Here is an 18,859-nt window from a genome sequence, read left to right on the forward strand (position 1 = left end):
GGGGATCTCGCCCCTTCTCGTGTTTTTGTATTTGACGAACTTCGGAGAGGTTCTGATGCCGGCCGACTACGACAAGCTCTTTCAGTCGGCCGAGGGCGCGGAATTTCCGGATGATCCCAATGACCTCGCATCGGATTCGTTCTTCGATGTGAATCCGTCATTTCCCCCGCCCGCCGCGCCGGCAAGTCCGCCGCCCGCTGCGCCCCCCGCACCGCCCGGCCCGCCGAAGGCCAACGGGCAATCCGCCCCACCGGAGCAGGCCGACTGGTTGCAGCAATTTCAGTCCGCCCCGTTAGCGCCGCCACCCGAGCCACCGTCGTTCCTGGAAGAGGCCTTCTCGCCTGGGCCGCCGCCCGAGGCCATGCCGTCGAGCGGGCCGTCGAGCGGGCCGGCGGGCGCTGGACCCACCCGGCCGCCCATGCCGATCGGCGGCCCCCCGGTGGCGCCGCCCGAACCACCGCCGGCGCCGCCGGAACCTCCCCCGGCCCCGCCCGAGCCCGTCGCAGCCGAGCCCGTCGCACCGGAGCCCGTCGCACCGGAGCCGGTCGTGCCCGAGCCGGTCGCGGCCGCGCCTCCAACGGCGGCCATGCCGTCGACCGGGCCGTCGGGCCGCACCCGGCCGCCGATGCCGATCGGCCGCCCGCCGGTGGCCCCGCCCGAACCGCCGCCGGCGCCACCCGAACCACCCCCGCCACCGGCGGAACCGCCTCGGGCCGAAACCGCTCCGGAGTCCTTGTGGTCGGTGCCCGAACCGCCCGCGGAAGACTCCCCACCACCACCCCTTCAGCGACGCCGGCCGCCGATGCCGGTCGGCGAGCCGCCGTCGGCGCCGATTCCGGTAAGTCGGCTGCAGCGCCCGCCCGAACCGGGAGCGCAACCCCCGCCCGCACCACCGCGCCGCGGCCATCGCTACCGCCCGGACCCCGACGAGCCTGCGCCGTCGCCGTCGGCGCCTAGGCGGTCGGTCCCCGTGCGCGTGCGCAGGGACGACGCGGGGCCGCCGCCGGGCGCCCGGCCGCCGACCCGACCGGTGCAGCGGGAACCGCACTTCGCCCCGCCAGAAGCACCCGAGTCGACACAGCCACCGACCGCGCCCATCGCGGCGCAGCCACCCGGCGACGCGCCGCCCGGTCGTCGCGCACGCCGACGCGCCGCCGAGGCCGCATCGTCGGCTGCGCCCCCCATCGCTGAGCGCGGCGCCAAACGTCCGGCGCCAGACCCCGCGTTATGGGCGGACGCCGCCATGCCGCCGGACGCGGCCGCGCGTCCGCAGCCACGGCGGCAGGAGCCCCGGCCGCCCGAGCGCAAGCCACCCGAGCACAGGCCGCCCGAGCACAGGCCGCCCGAGACCCTGCCACCTGGCCAGAAGGCGCCGGAGCCGATGACCCCGGGCCCCCGAAGGCTCAAGGCCAAACCGGCCAAGGTGGTGCCGACGCACGGTTGGCGGCGTTGGGTGTATGCCCTGACGCGGATCAACCCGGGACTGTCCCGCGACGAGAAGTACGAGCTGGAACTGTCCGACCGGGTTCGCCGAAATCCCCACTCCGCGTACGAGATCGGGATCCTGGGACTCAAGGGCGGCGCGGGAAAGACGACCGTTACCGTCGCGCTGGGTTCGGTGCTCGCGGACGTGCGGCGCGACCGGATCCTCGCGCTTGACGCCGACCCGGGCTGCGGAAACCTCGCCGAGCGGACCGGACGCAGTTCCGCCGGCAACATCGCGGAGTTGCTGTCGGACCGCGAGCTGTCGCACTACAACAAGGTCCGGGCCAACACGACCGTCAACGAGGCCAACCTCGAGGTGCTCACCGCCGAGGACTACAGCGGCAGGCCCCGCGTCTTCAGCAAAGAGGATTGGCACCACACGGCCGACGCCGTCTCCAGGTTCTACAACGTCGTGTTGGCGGACTGCGGCGCGGGCATGCTCGACCCGGCGACCCGCGGGGTGTTGGAGACGGCGGCCGCGGTGGTGATCGTGACCAGCGTGTCGATCGACAGCGCCCGGCAGGCCGCCACCGCGCTGGACTGGTTGCGCAACAACGGCTACACCGACCTGATGAGCCGCGCCTGCATCGTGTTGAACCACGTCACGCCGAAGGATCCCAACATCGCGGCCAAGGACCTGGCCAAGCGATTCGAACAGCAAGTGAAGCCCGGCCGCGTCGTGGTCCTGCCCTGGGACAGGCACATCGCGTCCGGAACCGAGATAGAGCTCGACCGACTCGACCCCGAGTTCAAGCGCAGGGTTCTCGAGTTGGCCGCAGTGCTGTCCGACGATTTCGAGAGGGCTGGACATCGTTGAGCGCTCCTGCAGTAGCCGCCGGTAAGACCGCCTCGGGGCCGGCCGCGGTACCTCCCGCCCGTCCCGCCGCCACGCGGGTGACGGTCCTTACCGGCAAACGGATGACCGACCTGGTGCTGCCCTCGGCCGCACCGATGGAAAGCTACATCGACGAGACCGTCGCGGCGCTGGCCGAGATACTCGAAGACGCCCCGGCCGACGTGCTGGCCGGTTTCGACTTTTCCGCGCAGGGCGTGTGGACATTCGCCCGGCCCGGGTGCCCGCCGCTGAAGCTCGACCAGTCGCTGGACGACGCCGGCGTGGTGGACGGGTCGTTGCTGACGCTCGTGTCGGCCAGCCGCACGGAGCGGTACCGGCCGCTCGTCGAGGACGTCATCGACGCGATCGCGGTGCTCGACGAGTCGCCGGAGTTCGATCGGTCGGCCCTGAACCGCTTCATTGTGATAGCGATCCCGGTCTTGACGCTGATCCTCACCGGTGTCGCGGGGCGCGCGTGGTGGGACACCGGCCGCAGCGTGTTCTGGCCGATGGGGCTGGCGATCGCGGGGGTCCTCGCGGTGGTGGGTTGCTTCGTCGCCAACAGGTTCTACCGCAACGCCCAGTTGTCGGACAGCCTGATGCTGGCGGCATACCCCCTGATCACCGGCGCCGCCATGCTGGCGATCCCGTTCCCGCGTGGGGTCAAATCCCTGGGAGCGCCGCAGCTTGCCGCCGCGGCGGCCGCCATTCTCTTCTTGACGCTGGTGACGCGGGGTGGGCGCCGGCGGCGGTCGGAGTACGCGTCGTTCACGGTGATCACGACCCTGGCCATCGTCGCCGCCGCGCTTGCCTACGGGTACGGCTACGGGCGCTGGGTGCCGGCCGGGGCCATCGCGTTCGGGCTGTTCATCGTGACGAACGCGGCCAAGCTGACCGTCGCCGTCGCACGCATCGCCCTGCCGCCGATTCCGGTGCCCGGCGAGACGGTGGCCCACGAGGAGCTGCTGGATCCCGTCGAAACCGACGCGGCGTCCGAGGATGAAACGCCGACGTGGCAGGCCATCATCGCGTCGGTGCCCGCATCCGCCGTGCGGCTGACCGAACGCAGCAACCTCGCCAAGTTGCTGCTGATCGGGTACGTGACGTCCGGCACCCTGATCCTGGCGGCGGGCGCGATCACGGTGATGGTGCGCGGGCACTTCTTCATCCACAGCCTGTCGGTGGCGCTGCTGATCGCCGTGGCGTGCGGGTTCCGGTCGCGGCTGTACGCGGAGCGCTGGTGCGCGTGGGCGCTGCTGGCCGCGACGGTCGTCATACCTACGGGCCTGATCATCCGGCTATGCCGCTGGTACCCGCACCTCGCCTGGATGTTGCTGGCCGGCTACGTCGCGGCGGCGATCATTGCCCTGCTGGTGGTGGCGGCGTCCGCGCGGCGGCAGCGGCGCATCTCCCCCGTGCTGCGACGGATTCTGGAGCTCTTCGACGGCGCGGTGGTCGCGTCGATCATCCCGATGCTGCTGTGGATCACCGGTGTCTACGACCTGGTACGCAATTTCCGGTTCTGAACCGTTCTTGCAGGTCAGGCTTGCTGCATAGGGTGAAATTGCTGCATGCCCGGCCGCTTTGGTCCGGTAAAATTTTCCTTTGACGCTGTGCATGCCGCGCACCGCTGCGAAGAGAGGGGATCCGACGATGGTCGAACCACTGTCCATCGATCCCGCCCGGCTGAAGGAAGCGGGGGCCAAGCTCCTAAGCCTCGTCTTCCCGCAGGCTCCGGCGCCGATGACGGTGCCCGGGTCGGACGCGGTGTCGGCGGCGATCAACGCGACCATGCCGGGCATCGAGTCGCTGGTGAGCGACGGTCTACCCGGCGTCATGGCCGCCCTTACGCGGACGGCGACCAGCATGGGCGACGCGGCCGACATCTACCAGAAGGCCGACCAGTCGCTGGGCGACGCGTTGAAGCAGTACCAGTTCTCCGCCGACGACCTGCTGTCCGGCAAGGCCGTGTCGACCGTCGGCGGGCAGGCGTCCCAGCTGCTGGCCGCGGCGTCAGACAAGTTGCCGCCCGGGCTCAAGGATGTGGAGTCGCAGATTTCGGCGAAGGTCACCGAGCTGTCGCCCCGGGTCCAGGCGACCGTGCCGCAGCTCGTTCAGCTCGCCCCGCAGGCCGGGATGGCGGCTCAGATGGCCTCGCCCATGATGTCGACCGTCATGGGGGTCGCCGGTCAGGGCGGCAGCGGCGCCGGCGGCGCGGGTGCGTCGTCCGCGTCGCTGGTCAGTGACACCAAGCCCGACGCCAAACCCGACGACGAGTCCGACGGCGAGGAGTCCGGCGACGAGGGCGCCGCCGCCGGCGGGCACGGCCGGGGCCACGCCCCCGCGCAGGGCCGGACCGGCGCGTCCGGCGGCAAGGGCACGACGCTCTAGTCCCCCGCGTTCTCCCCGCGAGCAGACGCAAAATCCCCCTAAACCGGTCGGTTTTAGGGGATTCTGCGTCTGCTCGGCCAAGGGAAGCGTCACACTCTTGGCGTGGCTACCGGAAAATCGCCCCTGGTCCTGCTGCACGGCGTGACCGGGTCGGGTCGCATCTGGCAGGACATCGTTCCGCGGTTGTCCGAGTTTCACGACGTTCACACGCCGACCCTGCCCGGGCACCGCGGCGGTCCCGCCCTACAGCGCCTTCCACCACGGATCAGCGACATGGTGGACGCGTTGGAACGCATTCTGGACGAGCACGATCTGGCGCGGCCGCATCTTGCCGGATACTCGCTGGGTGGATGGCTTTCCATCGAGCTGGCCCGGCGCGGCCGCGCCGCGAGTGTCTGCGCGTTCTCCCCGGCGGGATTTTGGTGGGACAGCAAATCGCATAGGAAGGTCCTCCGGAAGATTCGCCTGGTCCGCGCGGTTGGGCGCCTTTCCCGGCCGACGGCGCCGCTCACCCTACGGTCCGCGACGGTGCGCCGCCTCGGTTTCCGCGCGGCCGCGTGTCACGGCGACCGCCTCACCGCCGCCAGGATGCTGGACATATTGGACGACACCCGCGACTGCCCTTTCATCGATCACTACTCTCCCGACGAGCAGGCCGAGCCGCTGGACCCGCTACCTTGCCCGGTCACCCTGGCCTGGTCCCAGATCGACCGCCTCGTTCCGGCCGCGACGTTCGGCCCGACGGCGCGCGAACGCCTGCCCGGCGCCACGTGGGTACTCCTGCCCGACGTCGGGCACATCGCGGTGGTCGACGATCCGGACCTGACAGCCCGGACCATCCTGGCCGTGACGGGCGAAGCGGGCTAGGTGACCGGCCCGACGTCGCGTCGGCGCGTTCGCCGAGCGGGCCGTTCCAGGGTGCGACGTCCGGTGGAGGTTTGTTGGGTGCCGAGCTCGCGGCGGCGCTGCCCGCCGCGTCCTGCTTGCGAGTCCCAGGCGTCACAAAAAGATCGGCATATGGACTTTTGCCCGCCTCGCAGCGACAACGTGTCGCGCGAAGGAGGGCAAACCGGCACATGCTCGACCCGCCGCGCGCCCGCGAGTGTGCGCAGACGTACGGCGACATGCTGCGCTGGCCGGCGTTTTGTGCACGTTCGCGGGGTTCGGCTGGCTGCCCGCCCGGCACTTGGCCCGCGAGGGCGCTCAAATTTGCGTGAAATTGCGGGTGAGGCCTCGAATTTGGGGTCGCTCGCGGCGGCGCTGCCCGCCGCGTCCTTGCTTGCGAGTCCCAGGCGTCACAAGAAGATCGGCATATGGACTTTTGCCCGCCTCGTAGCGACAACGTGTCGCGCGAAGGAGGGCAAACCGCCACATGCTCGCACGCTGCGCTACGTTCCGGTCTCTGTGGGTTCGTAGGGTGTACCACCACCAGTCGGCGCGTTCGCCGGGGGCCCATTGCAGGGTGGCCGTTGGGTGGTCGGCCGAGGGATCGGTTGTCCAGGGTGTGTCCGGTGCTGTCGGTGACGGTCAGGTCCTCGGCACCATCCCCGCCAACATCCAACGCGTCGTCGTCGCTGCCAAACCCCAGCTGCTCGGGTCAGCGGTCGCCGCCCGAGTTTTATTGCGGCGCAGCCGGGCTCGCGTCGGAGAGGGCACTGTCGAGGACTCCGGCGACGTACTTCCAGTACATCCACTCCGCGATAGCGGGACGCTGAGCCTCCGCATCCTCGGCGGCGTACGCCCGGTGCAGCGCCAGGTCCCGCGAATGCGCAGCGTACCCGTGGAACGCCCGCAGGTGCGGCGCCTCGCGGCCAGCGGCGTTGGTCGTCATGAACTTCATGACGTCGAACCACATCATGATCCGGTTGTCCGACGGGTTCTCATCGGTCGGCGCCGCGGGCAGCAGGTCGGCCAGCTGCTGATCCTTGGCGTCGGCCAGGCGGGCCGCCGCATCGGGATCCACCACCTCGAGCCGCGACAGGCCCGCCATCTGACCGCTTTCCGGAATGTCGTCGGCCTCGAGGATGATCTTGGCCGCACCAGGGTCGGAGTTGGCCAGCTGCTCCTCGGTGCCGATCACGGCACGCAGCTTCTTCTCGTGGTGGGCCGCCCACATCTGCACGGCCATCACCGGGTAGGTGGCGCAGCGCGCACGGTCGGCGGCCGGCATCTCGTCGTCGGCGCTGGCCAGGCGGATCTTGTCGGGCAGTTCGACGCCCTCGGGGATGTAAGCCAGGCCGTAGCTGTTGGCCAACACGATGCTGCCGTCGGTGGTCACCGCGGTGATCCAGAAGAATCCGAAGTCGCCCCTGCCGGCGCTGTCGGACGCGTTCAACGCCGCCGCAATACGCCGCGCCACGGCCAACGGGTCCTTCTTTGCGCCCCGCCGGGAGGCCGCCGCGACGGCGTCGCGTGCGGCACGCGCGCCGGAAACCGGAATCAGTGCCCCGACGGCGCCGGGATCGAGCTGGTCGGAGCCGTCGTGACGGGCGGCCGGAGCCGCCGGACGCGCCGACCCCGCCGCGCGGGCGCTCGCCGATCCCCCGGCCGTGCCCCCCGAACCGAGCGGGGCGCGACCGGTGCCGGAGCGGGCCGACGCGGCCTTCACCGAGCCGGACTCCCCGGCCGACGGGCCGGGGCCCGCGCCTGGGGCGGCGCCGGCCGTCGTACCGCCGGCTCGTCCGGTCGGCATGCCGCCGCCGGTCGCGGCGGCGGGCGCCACCGACCCCCCGGCGTCGGCGTCGTGCGCCGGCGCGGCTCCCGAGGGCTGGCTCGAGGGCCCACCGCGGACGTCTTCCATCAACGCCGCGGGCCGGACGTGGGCAGGCTGGTCTCCCCCGCCGGGTATCGACGGCGTGTGCGGCCCGGGGTCCACCGCGGGCGGATGGTCGGGTGCGGGCACATTGGGGCCCACCGGCGCCGGGGTCGGCGACGGACTGGGGTGCGGCGACGGCGTGGGCGACGGCGTGGGGGTCGGCGCCGGGGTCGGGCTCACGGGGTTGACCGGCGTCACCGGGGTGACCGGCCGCACCGGGGTGTCGGGCGTCGGCGTGATCGGGGTGACCGGCATACCCGGCGTGATCGGGGTGACCGGATTGACCGGCGTCACCGGGGTGTCCGTTCCGGGCACCCACGGCGCCAGCGGGTCGAGCGGGTTCACCGGCGTGATCGGGGTGAACGGCCCGTCCGGTGTGCCCGGCGTCGGCACGAAGGGCGCCAGCGGGTCCAACGGGTTCACCGGCGTGATCGGCGACGGAGTCGGCAGGTCGGGGATGATCGGCTTGAGCGGATCGATCGGCTTGCTCGGGGTGCTCGGCACCTGCAGGGTCGGGACGTCGACCGTCGGCGGGGTCTTCTGGTTGAGCAGGTCCTTCAGCGCGTTGTTCGGCGGCTGCCAGCTCTTGGACTGCAGCACCTGTTCCGCCGTGCTGTTGACGATGCTGACATTGGCGCCGTGCGCGGCATTGACCAATTTGTTGATCGCGGTGGCTTTTTCATCGGGATCGAGCTCGGTGTCCATCTCGAGTATCGAGATTTCCCGCTGCGTGCCCTCGACGTTGTCTTCGATATCCGACTTTGCTTGAACGATCAGATCGGCGACATGCCGGTGCCAGGTGATGACTGTCGCAAGGTAATCCTGCAGCGTCATTATTTGATTCAGGTTCGCGCCGAGGGCGCCATTTGCGGCGTTGGCGGCGCTGCCCGTCCAGACACCGCCTTCGAAAACCCCATTCTTCTGCTGCTTGGCGGCGTCCAGGACATCGGTGACCTTGTGCAGCATCTGGTTGTACTGTTGCGCCCGTTCGTAGTAGCTGTCCTCGTTGGACTCGGGCCAGCCGCCCGGGCTCAGCATCGACTCGGCATACTCGCCTACCGGCCTCGTAATGCCCATCGCCCTAACTCCTCTTACAACAGCTCCCAGGCCGCGTCGATGACACCTGTCCGCTTGGTTTCAACAAGCCTAACCGACATGAAGACCCGTCAGATGCAGCAATTTTGGTGCCGAGAGGCGCACCCGGCGGGCCTGGAAACGGGCGTTGTCCGCAACGCCGAACGCGCCCGTGAGCGCCCCGGAAATCGCCGCCGTCGGGTCGCGGTGGCAACGGTCTGGAAGGCCTAGAACCCCGGCAGATTCATCTGTCGGGAAAGCTGGTCGAGCACCGCGCCGAGTTGCTCGCCGGCCACCTCGTTGTAGGCGCCCGCCGCGCGCTGCGCATTGGAAATCGCCTCGTTGACGCGGGCGCTCACAACCTCCGCGCCCTTTTTCAGCAGACCCTGCTCGATCTTGAGGCTGGTGAGCCACTGGTGGCCGTTCATCTCCACGTGGACGGTTCGTTCTTCGTCCGTAGCGCGGAAAAGGCCGTCGTTCATCAGGTTGAGCTGACCCTCGAGGGCCGCTTGAACCTGTCCCGTCATCGCCAGGATCATGGCGGATTTGGGGTTCAGCTGATTCATTATTTCGACTCCTTGCCACCTGGACGGCGATTACCGATGACGGCCTCGGTCCACGCCCGGTCTTCCTTGTACAGTGCCTCGTCGTCTTGCTGGGAGCTCTTGTTCTTGCTGGAGCCCTGCCCCGCGCCGTGACCGCCCATCGGCATTCCCATGCCGCCACCGGCCGCCCCGGCTCCGCTGGCCGCGCCGCCACGGCCGGCACCCGCGAGGTCTGTTGTCGCGGCGGGCTGCACGGAACCGGCCTCGGGGGCGGGGCCCAGCGCCGAGCCGGCACCGCCGCCGGCGCCTCCGCCGCCGAACGACATCGGCTTCATCCCACCGGCCCCGCCCGGCACCTTGGGGGTCTCGGGATGCCCGGCGCCGGTAAGCGTCGCCTCGCCGCCGGACGAGGGTCCACCCCCGCCCGAGCCCATGCCGCCGGCCGGCATCTGCGGCATCTGCGGCAGTCCGCCGTTCTGGCCGCCGCCGGTGAGCATGCTCATGACCTGGCCGGGGATCAGACCCTGCGGGGTCGGCGGCGGCGGCGCGTCGATCTTGACCGCGGCGGGTGGTTTCGGCGGGTTGATCGGGTCCAGCGTCGCCTTGGTGTTGTAGTCGGACAGCACCTGGGTCGACTTCGACTGCATCTCCGCATACATCTGCATGATCTTTTGTCGGACGTCCTCGTCGGTGGCCTCCGCGTAGGCCCGCTCCAGCCCGACGACGTCGTCGTAGGCCGGATGCTCCGTGCGCGCCCAGTATTGGAGGTCCGCGACGTACTGGGCCTGCTTGGCCATCGAGACGCTCAGCTTCGCCATGTAGACGACCCACTGGTTCTGCTGGTCCAGCGACGCCGTTACCGAGGCGGCCGCTTCGCCGTCCCAGTTCTGGAAGGCACGGAACCGCGTGACGAGCCCCTGCAGCGTGAGGTTGTAGTCCACCCACTGGTTGGCGAAGGACCGCAGTGACGCACCCTGGTCGGGCTGCTCGATGAGGGATGCCGCCGTTTTGAGGTCGGTGAAATCCGGTCCACCGGCGGCCGCCACCTGCGTCTCGCTCACCCCGGCCGAACCCGTGTCCCCGGCGTTGAGCTGGGCGCTCTCGTCGGCGATGGAACCGCCGTTGGTCATGGCCTCCGCACCGGTCTCGTCGACCTCGCCGTAAGCCTTGGCCGCGTTGCGCATGGACGTCGCCAGCCGGGTCCATTCCTGGTGGCCCGCCTGCAGGTAGCTCAGCATGTTGTTGGCCGACAACAACAGTTGCCGGCCCGCGGTGTCGGCCGCCTTGAGGCCGCACGGCTTGAGTGGCGTGACGTTGGGAAGCGTCGGTAGCGCGGCTTCTACCTCAGTGGCCCTGCCCAAAATTTCGGTCTGCTCGACCGTCATCGTCTGCGGCTGAGTCATCTCGCTAAATCCTCCTTAGTGCTACAGCCATTATCGTCGCTGAAACGGCGTCCTCCTGCACCAAAATTCGAGGTCTCGGCTAAAGCGCACTCCTTGCGGCTACTTGGGCAACGACAGCTGGTAGCGACTTTCCTCCGGCGGGGAAATTCGCTGAATCGGCAACTGGCGGTGGCGCGGCGTGCTGATGCCGTTGTGCCGCAATATGACCCGGTCGACGCCGGGGTGCGGGCCCAGATAGGTGATGGCGTTGGGCCAGGTGATCTTGGGCACTGACCCGACCTGGGCGCCGATCATTTCGGCGAACTCCTTGAACTGCGGCGAGACGGTGACGACGGCGCCGGCCGCCGCCGCGCGCACCGCGAACTGGGCGAAGGTCTGGGCGTCGCCCAAGCTCAACGTGGCGTCGACGTCGTCGAACGGCATGTACACCGGGCACTTGTTCACGGTCTGGCCGATCAACACCCCCGCGGACCCGATCGGTATCTGGCAGTGACGGTTGGCGACCAGCGTCTGGCCCTGCAGTCCGCCGCGCTGGCCGCCGAACAGCCGGGCGAAACCGCGCGGCGTCTTCGGCTTGCCCAGCGTGGTCAGCAGCACCGTGGACCGCGGCGGCTCGCCGACGGAGATGCGCACCCGGGTGATGGTGTGGTCCGCGCGCGTCGACCACCAGGCGTCCGGGCCGTTCGGCGCGGTGTAGGCGACGGTATAGGTGTTGCGGCCCAGGATCATCGCCCACTTCTCGCGGGCGAAACCGATGTCGGTGGCGTGGTCGTAGTCGTCGAAGCTGCGGCAGCACACCGCGTCGACGCCGTGGCTGGCCAACTGGTCGGCGATGCGGGTCGTCGACGCGACCAGGTACCGCGCCATGCCGGGCACGCCCTCGTCGCGGCGCAGCGCCGACCGGCGGGTGCGCTTGGGGTCGGCGCGCAACACGATCCAGGTCCGCCGGTTGGCGGGTGCGGGGTCCGTCCCGGTCACCTGCCGGTACAGATTCACCACGTCGCGGGTCGCGGTGGTGCCGACCCGGTAGCCCGCCGACACGACGTCGGCCTCCAGATCCGGGCAGTGCACCTCGAGTAGCCGCTCCAGCAGCCGGGTGTCCAGGATGTCGTCGGTGTGGGCCTGCCCGTCGACGATCACGGTCGGCGTGAACGGCCGCGGGATGAGTTCGACGACCGAAACCAGGTGCTGACCCTGCCAACGCACCGCGACGTGATCGCCCGGCTTCACGGTGGCACCGACGACGGGCTCCGACGGCGGATCCGGCAACTTGCGGCGACGCCGGAACCAGCGTGCGGCCGTCGCCACCCAGCCCGTCACCCGGCGGTCGGCGAAGGTGACCATGGTCAGCACGGCGATCAGCCCGACCAGCGCCGCGCCCGCCCACGGGAAGCGGGTGTCCATGAAGAACATCACGCAGGGCGGGCCGACCGCGGCCAGCCACACGGCGTGCCCGGTGCTGAACCGCAGCCGTATCGGACTTCTCATCGGCGCCCCAGAGCGCGGCCGCACAGCCCGATCAGCGCCAGTGCCAACATCAGGCCCCCGATCGCCAGCGCCACATAGGTGATGGGCCTGTGGTCGGGGCCGGGCGCGATGATTGGCGCCGGCACCTTCCTGACGTTGGGTGGCACCGACGCCGGGCCTGGCGGAATGTCCCAGGTGAGCGCGGCAACCGCGTCGATGACGCCGGTCCCGACGACGTTGTCGATGCCGCCGCCCGGGTGCCGGGTGGTGGCCTGGATGCGGTTGATGATCTGCGCCGGGGTCAAGGTGGGGAACCGCTGCCGCAGCAGCGCCGCCAGGCCGGAGACGTACGCTGCGGCGAACGACGTGCCCGCGATCGGGACCGGACCTTCCTTGCCCTGCAACGCGTTCACCGGATCACCGTGGTAGCCCAGCGCGACGATGTTCTCCGCGGGCGCGGCGACGCCGACCCACGGCCCGTGCATCGAGAACGCGCTCGGCGTTCCGCTCTGCCCGATACCGCCGACACTGAGCACTAACGGTGCGTACCACGCCGGGGTGACAACCGTCTGCACCTTGGCCCAGCCGCGCGGGTCGGACGGCTTGGACGCGTCGGGTAGCGGGTTCTGTGAGCAGTCGCCGCCGGTGTTGCCGGCCGCGACGATGATTACGGCATTCTTCACGTTGACGGCGTAGTTGATGGCGGCGCCCAGCGTGTTCTCGTCCAGCGGCCGGCTCACCTTGTAGCAGGCGGCTTCGCTGATGTTGATCACGCCCGCGCCCAGGTTGGCGGCGTGCACCACCGAGCGGGCCAGGCTGCGCACCGACCCCGCGGCCGGCGTCGAGTTGGGATCGTTCTGGTTGACCTGCGCGCCGACCGGCTGGAAGGCCTCCGACGTCTGGCGCAGCGAGACCAGCCGCGCGTCGGGCGCGACGCCGATGAACCCGTCCGTAGGTGCGGGCCGCCCGGCGATGATCGACGCGGTCAGGGTGCCGTGGGCGTCGCAGTCGGACAGGCCGTTACCGGCCTGGTCGACGAAATCTCCCCCCGGCTCGGCGGGCACCCGGGGCGAGGCGTTGACGCCGGTGTCGATGACGGCGACCGTCACCCCGGCCCCGGTCGCGAACTTCTGGGCCTCGCTGACGGCCAGGTACGTGTTGGACCACGGCGGGTCGTGGAAGGTCGAGTCCGGCAGCGTGGTGGGCGCCGAGCAGATGCTGCGCTGCTGGGTGGGGCTGTCGGGCCCGGTGGTGTCGGGGGGCATGGCGGCCGGGTCGATCGTGGGCGGCGTGATGGCCGGCGCGGCAGGCGCAGTCAGCGCGGCCAGCACTGCGAGTACCACCGTCGTCACCAGGAAACGGCGCACCGCGAAGTCTCTCCATTCTGCTAGCCGCTATTTCGTGCATCTTAAATCTTTACCGGCACGCGGACGGCGGTTTTCCGGCTCAGGTCGGACCGGACAGCATCCGGTACTGCGCCGCGGTTTGTTGCTGCGCTTTATCGAGTTGGCGGGCAACGGCTTTGACCGTGTACCGGCCGACGGCGCTCACACACCAGTAGCGGGGTACCAGGCCGTTGGGTCCGGCGACGCGGGTGCAGCGACTCTTGGGCAGTCCCGGCACCGGCGCGGCGGGTTGTGCCGCCGGCGTTGCGGCGGCGGCGCCGGCCAGCGTGTCGGCCAGCGTCTGGGCGCCGACGGGGTCTTTGGCCCGGTAGACGGTGGTGAGGTTGACCGACACGTCGTCGACCCCGGCCGCGGTCAGGGCGGGACCCGTTTGGACCGGGTTGTCCTCGAGGTGCAACGCGCCCGCCAACGGGTAGGCGAATCCCGAGGTGGACGCGGCCTGGTCGGCCGGCAGCGGCAGCGTGCGGGCGACCAGGCCGGTGGGATCCTGCGGCAGGGCGGCGAATTGCGTTGCGGCGGTGGGCTGGAAGGCGTCGATCAGGGGCAGCTGCAGGTCCAGGGTGCGCGCGGCGAGCGGGGCCTGGCAGTCGGTGCCCGGGCAGCGGACCACCTGCACCAGCACGAACGGGCCGCGCGCGGTGAACACGGTCAGCTCGTGCACCGTCTGGGCGCCCTCCTGGAAGGTCAGCAGCACGCCGACGGCCTCGGGGTGGCCCGGGATGGGCAGCGCCCGTTCGGGTTCGGTGACGATGGGGGTGACGCTGGGCACCCGCGGCATCGCCATGGCGGCGGCCACCATCCCGTGAGCGGCGGCCGCTGCCGCTGCGTCACCGTCGAACCGCAACACCGCGTTTCGCAGCGCCGGCTGCGGGTCGGGTCCCGGCGCCTGCCGCTCGCTGGTGAACCCGAGCAGGAACGGCAGGTCGTGGGCGCCGCCCATGATCGGCGTCCACACCACCCGCGCGAGGTCGTTGAAGTTGGTGAGGACGGCCGCGGCGCCGGCGCTGGGTGCGGTCAGCCCGGCGTCGACCTGCCACGGCCCGACCACCGATGCGGCCATGCGGCGGCCTTCGACGAGTCGCCCGGTGCGCTCGGATCCGGCAGCACCCAGCGCGGGCAGCGGCGCGGTGGGATAGCCGCCGGCATCGAGTTGGGCGACGTCGACCGATGGCGCAGCGCCCGACGCGGGCTGCCCGGGTGTGGTGTGGCTGCAGGCCAGCAGCGCGGCGGCCAGCAGGGCGATCAGCGGTCGCCGGCTCATCAGGTGCGGCAGATCTTCCAGCCGTCTTCCAGCTTCAGCGGCAACGTCACGGTCCGCGTGCCCATGGCCTCGTTCTGCGACTCGACCGTCGCGGTGGCGGTGTCGCCGGTGATCACGATGTTGGTGATGGCCTTGATCGTGGTGGTGCCGGATTCGGCGCGGCTTTTCTTGAGGTAGTCCATCGCCGGGCCGGTGAATTGGGCGCGCATTGCCGTGCACAACAGGTCGGTGTAGGCGGGCCAGTTCTGGCTGTTGTAGGCGTCCTGGAACGCCGCGAGCGTCTCGCGGATCTGGTCTTCGGCCGACGGCGGCTTCGCGGGTGGCGCGGCGGTGGGCGGCGGGGCGGCGGGCTGCGCCGACGGGCCCGCCACCGTGCCCGGCGCCGTGCTGGAGTGCTGGGCGGTGGGGGCGCCGGCGGTCTGCGTCGAACAGGCCCCGAGCAGCGCCGCGGCGATCAATAGCGGGGCCAGTCTGGTGTTGGCCATCAGCTCCCTAGCGTTGTCGGGGCACCTTCTCGGCGGTCGCCGTGATCAGCGCGGCCACGTTGGCAGCGCCGGTGGGAAGGCACTGGCGAATGTCGATGACCACGTTGCCGCGTACCAGCATGCCGTGTTGGCACGCGAGGTTGCCACCGCGAAGGGTGGCCGTGATGGTCAGCACCCCGGCGGTGGTCAGCGGCTGGTTGAAGTCCCACTGCTGGGCCGGCTGCCCGGGCTGGGTGACCGTGATCGCCTTTCCGCCGCACAGCCCCCATTGGCCGCGCTGATTCACGTAGAAGCGTCCGGCGTTTTCGGGGTGTGCGAACGCGACGACGGCCTGCGCGACGCTGTCCTGCGCGACGGTGGCGTTCATGCCGCGCAGCAGTTGCGCGGCCACCCCGGTGGGCGAGCCGGGCGCGTACGCGGCCTGCTGCGCGGGGGCCCACGCGCCGACACAGTCGCGGTTGTCTACTGTCGCAGCGTCGTCGAGCAAAGTTGCGCTGTCACGTTCCAGCGCCAGCGTCCCGCCGTTGGGAATTTCGTTGGCGGTCAATAGAATTGGCCGCAGCTGGCTCGGGCTGACGTCGTCGGCCGGGCGGGTATCGACCGTCGGACTTGGCACGGCCGGCCCGGCGCCCGGCGCCGGTGCGGGGCCCGCAGACGTGTCCCGCGGCCACAGCACCGCGGTCAGCACCCCGGCGCCGACCACGACCACGGCGGCCAGCGCCGCGCCGACCACGACGCGCCGTCGGCGGCGCCCCGCGGGCACCGGTGCGGGTGGCCACGTGACGGTGGCGGGGGCGGGGGGCCAGCGCACCGGATCGGCGCCCGGGTAGGAGCTGACGTCGGCGCTGGGCACCGGGGCCAGCGCGGCGCGGGCCGACGGGTCGTGCAGCGCCGCCGCGGCGGCCGCGGCCAGCGCGCCGGCGGTGGGAAAGCGGGCGGCCGGGTCTTTGGCCATCGCGGTGGCGATCACTTGGTCGACGGCGGGCGGCAGCGACGGCACCAGGTCGGTGGCCCGCGGCGGCGGGCTGAACAGGTGGGCCATCAGCACCGCCGCGGCCCCGTTGGTGGCGGGGAACGGTGTCTTGCCGGTCAGCAGCCGAAACAGCGTGCAGCCCAGGGAGTAGACGTCGATCCGGCCGTCGATCGGGCCGTTGGACAGCACCTCGGGGGCGGCGTAGGCGATGGTGGCCAGCACCGATCCGGTCGCGGTCAGGCCGGCGTCGTCGAGCGCGCGCGCAATCCCGAAGTCGCCCAGCAGAACCCGCTCGCCGGGTCCGACGGGGCCCGACAGCAGGAAGTTGGCGGGCTTGACGTCGCGGTGAACCACGTTGTGCGCGTGGGCGAAATCGAGCGCCTTCGCGACCTCGGTGATGATGTGCAGTGCGCGCAGCGGGGTCATCGTTCCGGCGCGCAGCGCGGCGTCGGCGTCGGTGCCGTCGACGAATTGCATCGCGATCCACACCTGGCCGTCGTCGGACTGGCCGCGGTTGTACACCGAGACGATCTGCGGGTGCTCCAGTGCGGCGGCCGTGTCGGCTTCGCGCATGAAGCGCGCCCGGAAGTCGGGGTCGCGGGACAGCTCGGCCGACAACACCTTCAGCGCGCAATGACGCGGCAGCACCGGGTCCGCGGCCAGGTAGACCGCGCCCATGCCGCCGGTGCCCAGCACGCGTTCGATACGGTATCCACCGACCACCGCCCCGACCGCCAGCATTGCCTCAGTCAACCACGCGTGCTGATCGCGCCCTGGGCGTCAGCGGATCTGGTCGTCCAGCTTGTCCACCAGGACGCGGTCGAGGTACGCGGTGGCCGCGGGGCCGCCAGTAGCAAGCGCCGTGATGGTGGCCGGGTCGTCGACGATGACCAGGATGCCGCGGTAGCCGACGTACAACGGCGGCAGGCCGCCGTACCCACCAGCGCCGGCGGCCTTGTCGGTGCGGAGCAGCAGCACCACGTCACCGAAATAGGTGTTGGCGGGGTCCAGCGCAACCGCCGGTGGGGCGTCGGGGCCGTCGCGGCGGTAGTGGGGGTTGTACGAGAACCCCAGGCCTTCCAGGTAATTCGTGGGCGCCGACACCCGGGCGGCGACGGTGGAATCGGTGTCGGAGTAGGTGACCACGGTGATCGACTTGCCGTCGAAAGCGCGGTGCCGGGCCCTGACTTTGGCCTGCCGTGCGCCGGCGTCCGCCAGCAGCTGCTTGGCGGCGTCGGCGCGGCCCAACGCGGTGGCGATCCAGCTCAGCTGCGTCTGCCAGACCCATTCGCGCGACCCGTCGGCCGGACGGGTCAGCGTGGGCGCGATGGCGGAAAGCTTGTCGTAGGTGGGTTTGTCGATGTCGCCGGTGTCGACGATCAGGTCGGGCTTGGCCGCGGTCAGCGCCGACAGCGTGGTCGCGTCGACGGCCGCGGAGACCGGGACGGGGGAACGCACCATGGTTTGCAGCCACTGCGGCATGCCGCCGGCGATGCCGCCGATCAACACCGGCTGCACGTCCAGGGACAGCACCGCGTCGGGGTCGCCGGGGCCCAGGGCGGCCACGGCCGTCGGCCGGCGCTGCAGCGACACGGCGCCCAGCGCGCCGTTCAGGGTCTGCGGCTGGTAGGGCGCTAAGCCGTTGCGGTGCTTGACGATAACGACGCCGACGACCACGGCGACCGCCAGCACGACGGCCAGCGCCAATGCCCCCGCCAGGACGCCGCGCCTGCGGCGGCTCGGGGGCGGCGGCACCGGCATCCGAGGCACCGGCGGCGGCACCGGCGGCGGAATGACCGGCGGCGCCGGCGGCGGCGCGGCCCAGGGTCGGGTGACGTTGGTGGTGGCGGCTGCCGGCGTGGGCGTGGGCGAGGGGCCACCGGTCAGCACCGCCGCGGTGGCGGTGGCCAGCTCGCCGGCGCTCTGGAACCGGTCGGCGGGATCCTTGGCCAGGGCCCGGGCGATGACGCCGTCGATCGCGGGAGGCAGGCTCGGGTTCAGCTCCGTGGGCCGCGGAATCGGTTGCATCACATGGGCTAGCAGCGTGGCCTGCACTCCGGTCGCGTCTTCGTAAGGTGCGCGGCCGGTCAGCAGCTCGAACAGCGAGCAACCCAGCGCGTAGATGTCGGCCCGATGATCGACCGCGTGGCCCTGGACCGCCTCGGGAGCGGTGTAGTCGGCGGTGGTGACCAGCGACCCGGTCGCGGTCAGGCTGGTGGCGTCGTCCAGCGCACGCGCAATCCCGAAGTCCGCCAGCAGCGTTCGCTCCTCGTGACCGCTACCGGCCCCGGCGAGCAGGAAATTGCCGGGCTTGACGTCGCGGTGCAGCACCCGTCGGGCATGCGCGTAGTCGAGGGCCCTGGCGACGTCGGTGACGATGCGCACGATCCGCGCCGGCGTGCGGTTCGGGCCGGCCAGCTGATCGGTCGGCAGCCCGTCGACGTATTCCATGGCGATCCACAGGTGGCCGTCGTCGGTCTGGCCGCGGTCGTACACCGTGACGATGTTGGGGTGATTGAGCGTGGAGGCCAGGTCCGCCTCGCGGATGAACCGGGCCCGAAACCTCTCGTCGGCCGACATCTCCCCGGACAGGATCTTCAGCGCGTCGCTGCGCGGCAGCGTCGGATGGCGCGCGAGGTAGACCGTGCCCATGCCGCCGGAGCCCAGCACGCTCTCGATGCGGTAGCCGGCGACGACCGTTCCTACCGACAGTGGCATC

At 70.9% G+C, this 18,859-nt stretch carries 14 protein-coding genes; 5 read left to right on the top strand and 9 right to left on the bottom strand.

Going from position 1 to position 18,859, the window contains the following annotated elements:
* Positions 1-55 precede the first annotated feature (55 nt).
* The 4 genes from AC5Y5V_RS00715 (at position 56) to AC5Y5V_RS00730 (ending at position 5,578) form a co-directional block, all read left to right on the top strand.
* Positions 56-2,302, top strand: coding sequence for a MinD/ParA family ATP-binding protein (locus AC5Y5V_RS00715; protein WP_499930552.1), 2,247 nt, complete (start codon positions 56-58; stop codon positions 2,300-2,302).
* Positions 2,299-3,846 (top strand): type VII secretion integral membrane protein EccD, encoded by a 1,548-nt coding sequence (eccD, locus tag AC5Y5V_RS00720; RefSeq protein WP_499930554.1) that lies wholly within the window; start codon positions 2,299-2,301, stop codon positions 3,844-3,846. The genes AC5Y5V_RS00715 and eccD overlap by 4 nt, the downstream gene beginning before the upstream one ends.
* Before the next feature lie 127 nt (positions 3,847-3,973).
* Positions 3,974-4,711, top strand: a complete 738-nt coding sequence (locus AC5Y5V_RS00725) for a hypothetical protein (protein ID WP_499930556.1) — start codon at positions 3,974-3,976, stop codon at positions 4,709-4,711.
* Between the two features lie 102 nt (positions 4,712-4,813).
* Positions 4,814-5,578: an alpha/beta fold hydrolase gene (locus AC5Y5V_RS00730; protein WP_499930558.1), complete on the top strand. Its 765-nt coding sequence runs from the start codon at positions 4,814-4,816 to the stop codon at positions 5,576-5,578.
* A gap of 751 nt (positions 5,579-6,329) precedes the next feature.
* Here AC5Y5V_RS00730 and AC5Y5V_RS00735 read toward each other — a convergent pair.
* Positions 6,330-8,603 (bottom strand): EspK C-terminal domain-containing protein, encoded by a 2,274-nt coding sequence (locus tag AC5Y5V_RS00735; protein WP_499930560.1) that lies wholly within the window; start codon positions 8,601-8,603, stop codon positions 6,330-6,332.
* 78 nt (positions 8,604-8,681) lie between these two features.
* Here AC5Y5V_RS00735 and AC5Y5V_RS00740 point away from each other — a divergent pair, with 78 nt between their 5' ends.
* The gene (locus AC5Y5V_RS00740; RefSeq protein WP_499930562.1) at positions 8,682-8,831 is read left to right on the top strand and encodes a hypothetical protein; all 150 of its coding nucleotides are present in this window, start codon (positions 8,682-8,684) and stop codon (positions 8,829-8,831) included.
* Here the strand turns inward: AC5Y5V_RS00740 and AC5Y5V_RS00745 are convergent.
* The 8 genes from AC5Y5V_RS00745 to AC5Y5V_RS00780 all read right to left on the bottom strand — a co-directional run bounded on the left by AC5Y5V_RS00745 (position 8,828) and on the right by AC5Y5V_RS00780 (position 18,858).
* On the bottom strand, positions 8,828-9,166 hold the full coding sequence (locus AC5Y5V_RS00745) for a YbaB/EbfC family nucleoid-associated protein (RefSeq protein WP_499930564.1): 339 nt from the start codon (positions 9,164-9,166) through the stop codon (positions 8,828-8,830). The genes AC5Y5V_RS00740 and AC5Y5V_RS00745 overlap by 4 nt on opposite strands.
* The gene (espB, locus tag AC5Y5V_RS00750) at positions 9,166-10,548 is read right to left on the bottom strand and encodes an EspB family ESX-1 secretion system-associated protein (RefSeq protein WP_499930566.1); all 1,383 of its coding nucleotides are present in this window, start codon (positions 10,546-10,548) and stop codon (positions 9,166-9,168) included. Before espB ends, AC5Y5V_RS00745 begins: the two co-directional genes overlap by 1 nt.
* A gap of 99 nt (positions 10,549-10,647) precedes the next feature.
* A complete protein-coding gene (gene eccE / locus AC5Y5V_RS00755) occupies positions 10,648-12,036 on the bottom strand; it encodes a type VII secretion protein EccE (protein WP_499930568.1) in 1,389 nt (462 codons plus the stop codon).
* Positions 12,033-13,382, bottom strand: a complete 1,350-nt coding sequence (gene mycP / locus AC5Y5V_RS00760; RefSeq protein ID WP_499930570.1) for a type VII secretion-associated serine protease mycosin — start codon at positions 13,380-13,382, stop codon at positions 12,033-12,035. The genes eccE and mycP overlap by 4 nt, the downstream gene beginning before the upstream one ends.
* Positions 13,383-13,461: 79 nt before the next feature.
* Positions 13,462-14,682, bottom strand: a complete 1,221-nt coding sequence (locus AC5Y5V_RS00765; RefSeq protein WP_499930572.1) for a DUF7373 family lipoprotein — start codon at positions 14,680-14,682, stop codon at positions 13,462-13,464.
* Entirely contained in the window at positions 14,682-15,167 is a 486-nt protein-coding gene (locus AC5Y5V_RS00770; RefSeq protein WP_499930574.1) for an Rv0361 family membrane protein, read from the bottom strand. The genes AC5Y5V_RS00765 and AC5Y5V_RS00770 overlap by 1 nt, the downstream gene beginning before the upstream one ends.
* 7 nt (positions 15,168-15,174) lie before the next feature.
* Positions 15,175-16,893 carry a serine/threonine-protein kinase PknH/PknJ gene (locus AC5Y5V_RS00775; RefSeq protein ID WP_499930576.1) on the bottom strand — a complete coding sequence of 573 codons (1,719 nt, stop codon included), beginning with the start codon at positions 16,891-16,893 and terminating at the stop codon, positions 15,175-15,177.
* A gap of 27 nt (positions 16,894-16,920) precedes the next feature.
* Positions 16,921-18,858, bottom strand: a complete 1,938-nt coding sequence (locus AC5Y5V_RS00780; protein ID WP_499930577.1) for a serine/threonine-protein kinase — start codon at positions 18,856-18,858, stop codon at positions 16,921-16,923.
* Between the last annotated feature and the right edge of the window lies 1 nt (position 18,859).

It is taken from the genome of Mycobacterium sp. NGS68 (assembly GCF_059812195.1).